At 55.0% G+C, this 504-nt stretch carries 1 protein-coding gene; it reads right to left on the bottom strand.

All coding sequences use genetic code 11. The features are described 5' to 3' along the window. On the bottom strand, window positions 1–468 hold a 468-nt coding region (locus tag ACP7AJ_RS21665; RefSeq protein ID WP_426062322.1), incomplete at its 3' end, for a hypothetical protein. Window positions 469–504: the final 36 nt, after the last annotated feature.

Raw genomic sequence — 504 nt, 5'->3', positions numbered from 1 at the left:
CGCTTTCTTTTGGGAGCTGTAATAAGCATTAGCTCCCCGAAACGCATGCGGATAAATGCGCAGGCGGCCGACAAACTGCTCCTTTTGGCCTCCTTCATAATCCTTGGAGGACCATTGCACCCGGCGGCCCAGCGCCTTTTCAAAGTGCTGAATGGTTAACATTGCCACCGCGTACGTCATTTGTTGGTGAAACTGGGGGTTGCTCTCCGAAGGGGCCAGCCCGTCTTGGGCCAGCAGGCGGGGATCATTCAGATCCACGGGGGGATAAAACACGCTGCTTGCCGGATCAACGTCAATTACTTCCACGTACTCCCCGATGGGGCCGGGCTGCAATTCTTCCCAGCGGATGGGATACACAATGTTGTTGATGCTGCTGCTGTCCAGCTTATTGGAAAAGCTGGGGTCGAAAGCATACCCCCGCAGTCGCCGGTAAGTTGGAAGGAGCGTATCCACGTTCAGAGAGTGCATATTCGCGGTGGTTGAGAGGCGCAGGATCAGATTTTA

The sequence above is a fragment of the Hymenobacter sp. B1770 genome, from assembly GCF_049896385.1.
Taxonomy (GTDB): Bacteria; Bacteroidota; Bacteroidia; order Cytophagales; family Hymenobacteraceae; genus Hymenobacter.
Note: the sequence above shows the minus strand (reverse complement) of the source record. Positions and strands in the feature narration are given on the sequence as shown.